Below are 7,948 nucleotides of genomic sequence, written 5' to 3'. Positions count from 1 at the left end.
CGCTCCGGGAGGAGGCGGGCTGGACGGCGCTGCGCGTGCGGTACCGCCGCCTCCTCACCAGGGTCGTCGTCCACGACCTGAGCCAGGCCGACCCCGTCGCGGCGATCGACCGGGTGACGAGGGCGCTGGCCGACCTCGCCGGAGCCGCGCTGGAGGCATCCCTCGCCGTGGCGCGGACCGAGCTGGTCGAGGGCACGGGCCCGGGCCGCTTCGGCCGGGACGAGGTCGCCGCCACCCGCTTCGCCGTCATCGGCATGGGCAAGGCGGGAGCGTCCGAGCTCAACTACGTCAGCGACGTCGACGTGATCTTCGTCGCCGAGGGCGACCCGGAGAAGGAGCTGACGAACGCCCGTGCGATCGACGTCGCCACCCGGCTCGCCGTGCTCCTCATGCGCGGGACCTCTGCGCTGGCGATGGAGCCGGAGCTCTGGGAGGTCGACCCGAACCTGCGCCCGGAGGGCAAGCAGGGCGCGCTCGTGCGAACCCTCGAGTCGCACATCACCTACTACGACCGGTGGGCGAAGAGCTGGGAGTTCCAGGCGCTGCTCAAGGCGCGCCCGCTCGCCGGCGACCAGGAGCTGGGGCGGGCGTACGTCGACGCGGTCGCGCCCAAGGTCTGGTCGAGCGCCTCCCGCGAGAACTTCGTCGAGTCGGTGCAGCGGATGCGGGAGCGGGTCACCGAGAACATCCCGCAGAACGACGTCCACTACCAGATCAAGCTCGGGCCCGGCGGCCTGCGCGACATCGAGTTCACGGTGCAGCTGCTCCAGCTCGTCCACGGGCAGACCGACGACGAGATCCGCATGCCCGGGACCCTCCTCGCCCTGGGCGCCCTCGCCGACCGCGGGTACATCGGCCGCTCCGCCGCCGAGGAGTTCGCGCAGGACTACCGAGCACTCCGGCTGCTCGAGCACCGCCTCCAGCTGCGGCGCCTTCGGCGTACGCACCTGATGCCGCGGGACGAGCACGAGCTGCGGACCCTCGCCCGCTCCAGCGGGCTCGCCCGCACGGCGGAGGAGCTGCTGAGCGTCTGGAACGGGATCAAGCACCGCGTCCGGGGCCTGCACGAGCGCCTGTTCTACCGTCCGCTGCTCTCCGCGGTCGCCGCGCTCTCCGACGGCGGCGCCGAGCTGTCCACCGGCCAGGCGGAGGCGCGCCTCGCCGCCATCGGCTTCGCGGACGCCCGCGGGGCGCTCGGCCACATCGCCGCGATGACCTCGGGCGTCTCGCGCCGCGCGAGCATCCAGCGCCACCTCGTGCCGGTGATGCTGCAGTGGTTCGCCGACGGACCGGACCCCGACTACGGCCTGCTCGCGTTCCGGCGCCTCAGCGACGCACTGGGCGGGACGCCCTGGTTCCTCCGGATGCTGCGCGACTCGTCCGGAGCCGCCAAGCGGCTCACCACGGTGCTCTCCGGATCGCGCTTCGTCGGCGAGCTGCTCGACCGCATCCCGGAGTCGGCGGCCTGGCTCGAGGACGACGACGCCCTCCGCCCCCGCAGCGCCGCCCAGCTCGCCGAGGAGGTACGCGCCGTGCTCGCCCGGCACGAGACGCCCGACGCGGTCGCCTCGGTCCTCCGCTCGATGCGCCGGCGCGAGGTGCTGCGGACCGCCATGGGTGGCGTGCTCGGTCTCAGCTCGATCGAGGAGATCGCGACCAGCCTCACCGACATCATCAGCGCACTGCTGGGCGGCGTGCTCGCCGCCATCCGGCGCGGCAGCGCGACTCGGCCCGGCGCCGACGCGGAGTTCGCGATCATCGGCATGGGCCGGTACGGAGGGGCGGAGCTGGGCTTCGGTTCCGACGCCGACGTGATGTACGTCCAGCGACCCGGCACCGCCGAGCCGCACCAGGCCCAGCTCTACTCGCAGTTCGTCGTCGCCGAGCTGGTCCGGCTCACGGAGGACTCCCGCCTGCCGCTCGACCTCGACGCCGACCTGCGGCCCGAGGGCAAGAACGGGCCCCTCGTGCGCTCCCTCGACTCCTACCGCGCCTACTACGCCCGCTGGTCGCTGACCTGGGAGGCGCAGGCGCTGCTCCGGTCGCGGGGAGTGGCGGGGGACCAGGCGCTCATCGAGGACTTCGAGGAGCTGGCTGACGGGGTCCGCTACCCGGGAGCGGTCTCCGACCGCGACATCCGCGAGGTGAAGCGGATCAAGGCGCGGGTCGAGAGCGAGCGTCTGCCGCAGGGCGCCGACCCCCGCCGTCACCTCAAGCTCGGCCGCGGATCGTTGAGCGACGTCGAGTGGCTGGTGCAGCTCCTCCAGCTGCAGCACGCGCGGCGGACCCCGGCGCTGCGGACCACCTCGACCCTCACCGCCCTCGCGGTCGCGGAGGAGGAGGGCATGGTCGGCCCGCAGGACGCGGAGCGGCTGCGTGCCGCGTGGATCCTCGCGTCCCGTGTCCGCTCGGGCACCACGCTCTGGGGCAACCGCACCAGCGACGTCCTCCCGACCGACCGCCGGCAGCTCGAAGGCGTCGCGCGCCTGCTGGAGTACCCGGCCGGGTCCGCGACGGCGCTCGAGGACGACTACCTCGGCGTGACCCGCCGCTCACGCGCGGTCTTCGAGCGCCTGTTCTACGGGCCGGCCGCGGGAGACGCTCCCTCCTACCGCTGACGCCCGCGCGCCGGGGACGGCGAAGGGCCGCCCCTCCGAGGAGGAACGGCCCTTCGGCAGTGCTGCGGGATCAGACCCCGTAGTACAGCTCGAACTCGAACGGGTGAGGACGCTGCGCGAGGGGCTTGATCTCCTTCTCGCGCTTGTACTCGATCCAGGTGTCGATGAGCTCCTGAGTGAACACGCCGCCCTGGAGGAGGAAGTCGTGGTCGGCCTCGAGGGCGTCGAGAGCCTCGCCCAGGGTCGCGGGGACCTGCGGGATGAGCTTCGCCTCCTCGGGGGGCAGCTCGTAGAGGTCCTTGTCGACCGGCTCGTGCGGCTCGATGCGGTTCTTGATGCCGTCGAGGCCCGCCATCAGCTGCGCGGCGAACGCGAGGTACGGGTTGCCGGAGGCGTCGGGCGCACGGAACTCGATGCGCTTGGCCTTCGGGTTCGTGCCGGTGATCGGGATGCGGATGGACGCGGAGCGGTTGCCGGCCGAGTAGACCAGGTTGACCGGCGCCTCGAAGCCCGGGATCAGGCGGTGGTACGAGTTGACCGTCGGGTTCGTGAACGCGAGGACGGCGGGGGCGTGCTTGAGCAGGCCGCCGATGTACCAGCGCGCCAGGTCCGAGAGACCGCCGTAGCCGTTCTCGTCGTAGAAGAGCGGCGTGCCGTCGTTCCACAGCGACTGGTGGGTGTGCATGCCCGAGCCGTTGTCGCCGAAGAGCGGCTTCGGCATGAACGTGGCGGTCTTGCCCCACTGCTCGGCCGTGTTCTTGACGATGTACTTGAACTTCAGGATGTCGTCCGCCGCGTGGACCATCGTGTCGAAGCGGTAGTTGATCTCGGCCTGGCCGCCGGTGCCCACCTCGTGGTGCGAGCGCTCGAGGATGAGGCCGGCGTCGATCAGCTTGAGGCAGATGTCGTCGCGGAGGTCGGCCTGCTTGTCGACGGGGCTCACCGGGAAGTAGCCGCCCTTGTAGGGCGTCTTGTTGCCGAGGTTGCCGCCCTCCTCGACGCGTCCCGAGTTCCAGGCGCCCTCGACCGAGTCGACGGAGTGGAACGCGGAGTTCTGCGTGATCTCGTAGCGGACGTCGTCGAAGATGTAGAACTCCGCCTCGGGGGCGAAGAACGCGGTGTCGGCGATGCCGGTCGACGCGAGGTACTTCTCGGCCTTCTTCGCGACCTGACGCGGGTCCTTGGAGTAGATCTCGCCGTTGCGCGGGTTGTAGATGTCGAAGACGAGGATCAGCGTGCGCTCGACGCGGAACGGGTCCACGTAGGCGGTGGTCACGTCAGGGATCAGCTGCATGTCCGATTCGTGGATGTTCGCGAATCCGCGGATCGAGGACCCGTCGAAGAGCTGACCGACGGAGAAGAACTCCTCATCGACAGTCGAGGCGGGGATGTTGAAGTGCTGCTGGACACCGGGGAGATCGGTGAACCGGATGTCGAGGAACTTGACGTCCGTGTCCTTGATGAACGAGAGCACCTCGGAAGAATCTTTAAACATGCAAAGGTCTCCAATGGCGTAACGGGGTGCTGCAGAGCGCAGCCGTTCCAGGGTAGTGACGGGGGGTTTCCCCACCGTGTCCCTGTTGTTTCCGACATGTTACGGGGATCGTCCGGGGTCGGGCTCCACGTCGCCGGCCGGACCACCCGCTCCTCGGTCCGCTCCGAGACGCCGCGGATAGGATCGGAGGATGCCAGCCGCCGACCGCAGGACCTTCGCCGACGCCGCCCCGAGCTCGTACCCGGGGGAGCGTCTCGGCCTCCCGCGAGAGGGCCGCCTCTCGGTCGGACGGTCCGGCCGCCGCATCGCCGCCCTGGCCGTCGACTTCGCCGTCGCCGCTCTGCTGTCGCTCGCGTTCTTCGACTACGACCGCTGGGCGAGCCTGCTGCTGTTCGTCCTGCTGCAGGTCGTCTTCATCCCCACCATCGGCGGCAGCATCGGGCACCGCCTGCTCGGGATGCGCGTCATCCGTCTCGGCGGGGGCTGGGTCGGCGTGTGGCGCCCGATCGTGCGCTCGGTGCTGCTGGCCGTGCTGGTGCCGGCGCTCGTCTGGGACTCGGACCAGCGCGGCTTCCACGACAAGGTGGCCGGGACGGTTCTCGTCCGCTACTGACTCGCGCCGCAGACGGAGCAGGCCGGCCGGGAGAGATCCCGACCGGCCTGTCGTGTCGTGCGTCAGCGCGATCGCTGAGGGCGCACCTTGAAGGGGTCGACGCCCTTCGGGATGGGCAGCGACGTGTTGAGCGAGGAGAGCCGGTTCTTCACCGCGAGGACCTCGGCCTTGGTGAGGACCTTCTTCGTCTTCGAGAGGCGGCTCGGCACCTTGTGCAGCGGAGTCGCATCGGCGTCGGAGCCGACGTGCACGAAGGTGACGGGGACGTTCGGCAGGATCCGCGACACCTTGCGCCGCTCGTCCTCGAGCATGCGCTTGGTGCGGGAGGCGGGGCCCTCCGCGATCAGCACGACGCCTCCGCGGCCGACGGCGCGGTAGACGGCGTCCTGGGTCTTGCCGTTGACGGCGACGGGCATCTCGCCGCCGGTCCAGGTGCCGCGAAGTCCGCTGCGCAGGACGGCGCCGACCGCGCCGGGCTGCCCGGCGATCTGCCCGTAGGCGGCGCGCTCGGCGCGACGCGAGAGCACGGCGAGTCCGGCGACCAGGCCGGCCATCACGCCCACGATGATCCACAGCGCGATCACGAAGCCGTTGCCGTTGCCGAGGAGGATGCCGAGGAGCACGCCGAGCAGGATCGGGAGCAGGAGCGCGAGGAGGATGATCCAGACGGCGCTGCTGTCGTAGCGGCGGGTCATCTGGAACACCTGCCACATCTGCTTGAGACGTCCGGGTTCCTTGACCGCCTTCGTCGACGGTTCCGTGCTGCGTGCCATGACGTCAAGGATACCGAGCGGGAGCGCGGCGGCGGACCCCGGACGCGGATCCGGCTCCTCCACAGAGGGCACGTGCGCCGATCCGTCCACCGATCGGGATCGGCGGGCGTCCTCCGCCTCGACCTGCGGTCAGGCTCGCCTCATGACGAGCAGCGGGACGGTCCACGGTCGGAGGATCGGCGGAGTGCGGACGGGGAGGCGGCGGACCCCTGCGCCGGACGCCGCACCGCCGGCCGAGCGGACGATGCGGCCGCGGGAGGCCGAGGCGCTGCAGGCGTCGCCGGTGGCTCGGCTCGCCGAGCACCGCCACCGCGAGAGCATCGTCCGGGTGGAGTCGTCTCCGAGGAGGTGCATTGTGTCGACCGCCCCTCCCGTCGTCGCCACGCTCGAGAGGTTCCTGCGGGTCGAGCGGGGGATCGGACTCGGCGCCGCGGTCACCCTCCTCGCCCCCGTGGTGGGCGCGGTCCGCTCGGCCGCGCTCGAGGGAGCATGGCTGGCTCCGACGACGGACGACATCGGCCTGACGGAGGAGGGTCGGCCCCTGCTGCTGCTGACGACGCCCGCCGTCGACACGCCGCGTGCGGGGCGCGACGCGCTGCAGCGGGTCCTGGAGCGCCTCGGGATGCTGTGCCCGGAGCTGCCGGTCGCCGCTCTCGCGCGGCACCGCGACCTGCTGGCGCTGGAAGGCAACCTCTACGGACTCGCTGATCCGCAAGGGATAGGCGAGGCGGTGCGGGCGCTGCCGACGTCCGGTGCGGATGCACGGGGTCGGGAGGCGGTGCCTGCTCCGGCTGCCCGGCACCGGCGGGTCCATCCGCTCGACGGCTGGCAGGACCGCCTCCGGGCGTTCGTCGTCCGGCGTCGGGGACCGCTCTCCGTCGGGACGGCGATCGTGCTGGGAGCGGTGCTCGCCGGTTCGCTCGCGGGCGGGCCCGGTCGGCAGGTGCAGGGTGCGGGGGCGTCGACCGCAGCCGCGCCCGTTCCGGCTCGGTCGACTCCGTTGGCGGCGGCGACCGCGGCACCGCCGGCTCCGGTCGCGGCGGCCTCACTCGACGCCGAGCAGGCGGCGGAGGTGCTGATCGACGCGGTGCGCGCGTGCGGGGACCGGGAGTGCGCCCGCGGGCTCGTCACGGCGGACTCGCCGCTCGGCGACGCAGCTGACGGCCCCGCCTCCGCTGTCCCGGCGACGGGGGAGGTGTCGGCCGTCCTCGTCGACGTGAACGGGGCATCGGCGGTCGTGCACCTCCGGACAGCCCCGGGGACGACAGCGGCCTCCGTCCTGATCATCAGGACGGAGGCCGGCTGGCTCATCCGCGACGTCTACGCCGGAGCGGCCTCGTGAGAGGCGCGCTCAGGGGGGGGCGTCTCAGATGCCGAGGTCGTTCTCGAACGAGCCCTCCTCGAGGCGCTCCTTGATCGCGACCAGGAAGCGCGCCGCGTCGGCTCCGTCGACCGTGCGGTGGTCGTACGAGAGCGCGAGGAAGACGGTCGAGCGGATCGCGATGGCGTCAGCACCGTCCACCTGCACGACGGCCGGCTTCTTGGTGACGATGCCGGTGCCGAGGATCGCGGTCTGCGGCAGGAACACGACGGGAGTGTCGAAGAGGGCCCCGCGCGAACCGGTGTTGGTCAGCGTGAAGGTGCCGCCGGCGAGCTCGTCGGGCTTCAGCTTGTTGTTGCGGGTGCGCTCGGCCAGGTCTCCGATGGTGGAGGCGATCTGCGCGAGGTTCAGCTCCGACGCGTTCTTGAGGACCGGGGTCAGCAGGCCGCGCTCGGTGTCGACGGCGATGCTGATGTTCTCGTGGTCCGGGTAGACGATCGACTCGCCGTCGAGGGTCGAGTTGATCACCGGGTAGGCCTTGAGCGCCTCGGCCGCCGCGAGGGCGAAGAAGGGGAGGAAGGACAGCTTGGCGCCGGTCTTCTCCTGGAAGCTCTTCTTGACCGAGTCGCGGAAGCGGGCGACCGCCGTGACGTCGACCTCGATGACCGAGGTGAGCTGGGCGCTCGTCTGCATCGACTCGACGGCGCGCTGCGCGAGGACCTTGCGCAGGCGCGACATCGGCTGCGTGGTGCCGCGGAGGGGCGAGGTCTCGAGCGGGGTGCGCGCGGCCTTGGCGGCTGCGGCGGCGGGCGCCGAGACCGGGGCGGCCGGAGCCGACTTGGCGGCCTCGACAGCGTCGAGGACGTCCTGCTTGCGGATGCGGCCGCCGACTCCGGTTCCCGTGAGGGTGGCGAGGTCGATGCCGTTCTCGCCGGCGAGCTTGCGCACGAGCGGGGTGACGTAGCCGGGGTTGGAGTCGGTGGGCTCCGGGGAGGCGGCGGGCGCGGCGGCAGCGGGGGCCGGCGCCGCTGCCACCTCCGAGCACGACCAGGTCGTAGCGCTCTTCCGACACCCAGTGACTCCCTCGCGACGTGCGGTCCCGCTTCCCGGCCGACCGGCGCTCAGCGC

The 7,948-nt window shown here is 71.7% G+C and carries 6 protein-coding genes; 3 read left to right on the top strand and 3 right to left on the bottom strand.

Going from position 1 to position 7,948, the window contains the following annotated elements; genetic code table 11:
* Window positions 1–2,618: bifunctional [glutamine synthetase] adenylyltransferase/[glutamine synthetase]-adenylyl-L-tyrosine phosphorylase (locus C5C27_RS15875; protein ID WP_104314888.1), on the top strand; the 2,618-nt coding region annotated here is incomplete at its 5' end.
* Between the two features lie 70 nt (window positions 2,619–2,688).
* Here the strand turns inward: C5C27_RS15875 and glnA are convergent.
* The gene (gene glnA, locus C5C27_RS15870) at window positions 2,689–4,113 is read right to left on the bottom strand and encodes a type I glutamate--ammonia ligase (protein WP_104223668.1); all 1,425 of its coding nucleotides are present in this window, start codon (window positions 4,111–4,113) and stop codon (window positions 2,689–2,691) included.
* 190 nt (window positions 4,114–4,303) lie between these two features.
* Between glnA and C5C27_RS15865 the strand changes: the two genes are divergently transcribed.
* On the top strand, window positions 4,304–4,726 hold the full coding sequence (locus C5C27_RS15865; RefSeq protein ID WP_104223667.1) for an RDD family protein: 423 nt from the start codon (window positions 4,304–4,306) through the stop codon (window positions 4,724–4,726).
* A 62-nt stretch (window positions 4,727–4,788) separates the two neighbouring features.
* Here C5C27_RS15865 and C5C27_RS15860 read toward each other — a convergent pair whose 3' ends face one another.
* Window positions 4,789–5,499, bottom strand: a complete 711-nt coding sequence (locus C5C27_RS15860) for a DUF4191 domain-containing protein (protein WP_104223728.1) — start codon at window positions 5,497–5,499, stop codon at window positions 4,789–4,791.
* 355 nt (window positions 5,500–5,854) lie between these two features.
* Here C5C27_RS15860 and C5C27_RS15850 point away from each other — a divergent pair, with 355 nt between their 5' ends.
* Complete coding sequence (locus C5C27_RS15850) at window positions 5,855–6,841, top strand: hypothetical protein (protein ID WP_104314886.1); 987 nt, start codon at window positions 5,855–5,857, stop codon at window positions 6,839–6,841.
* A gap of 24 nt (window positions 6,842–6,865) precedes the next feature.
* On the opposite strand, the gene sucB is transcribed toward C5C27_RS15850, so the two are convergent.
* A partial coding sequence (sucB, locus tag C5C27_RS15845; RefSeq protein WP_104314889.1) for a 2-oxoglutarate dehydrogenase, E2 component, dihydrolipoamide succinyltransferase occupies window positions 6,866–7,948 on the bottom strand: 1,083 nt, incomplete at its 5' end.

Origin of the sequence: Rathayibacter sp. AY2B7, assembly GCF_002931635.1 — a bacterium.
Lineage (GTDB): Bacteria > Actinomycetota > Actinomycetes > Actinomycetales > Microbacteriaceae > Rathayibacter.
Note: the sequence above shows the minus strand (reverse complement) of the source record. Positions and strands in the feature narration are given on the sequence as shown.

Bases quoted from the DNA above. Each gene is read 5' to 3' on its own strand.
- C5C27_RS15865 (WP_104223667.1), top strand. From the start codon at position 4,304: ATGCCAGCCGCCGACCGCAGGACCTTCGCCGACGCCGCCCCGAGCTCG.
- glnA (WP_104223668.1), bottom strand. From the start codon at position 4,113: ATGTTTAAAGATTCTTCCGAGGTGCTCTCGTTCATCAAGGACACGGAC.
- C5C27_RS15860 (WP_104223728.1), bottom strand. From the start codon at position 5,499: ATGGCACGCAGCACGGAACCGTCGACGAAGGCGGTCAAGGAACCCGGA.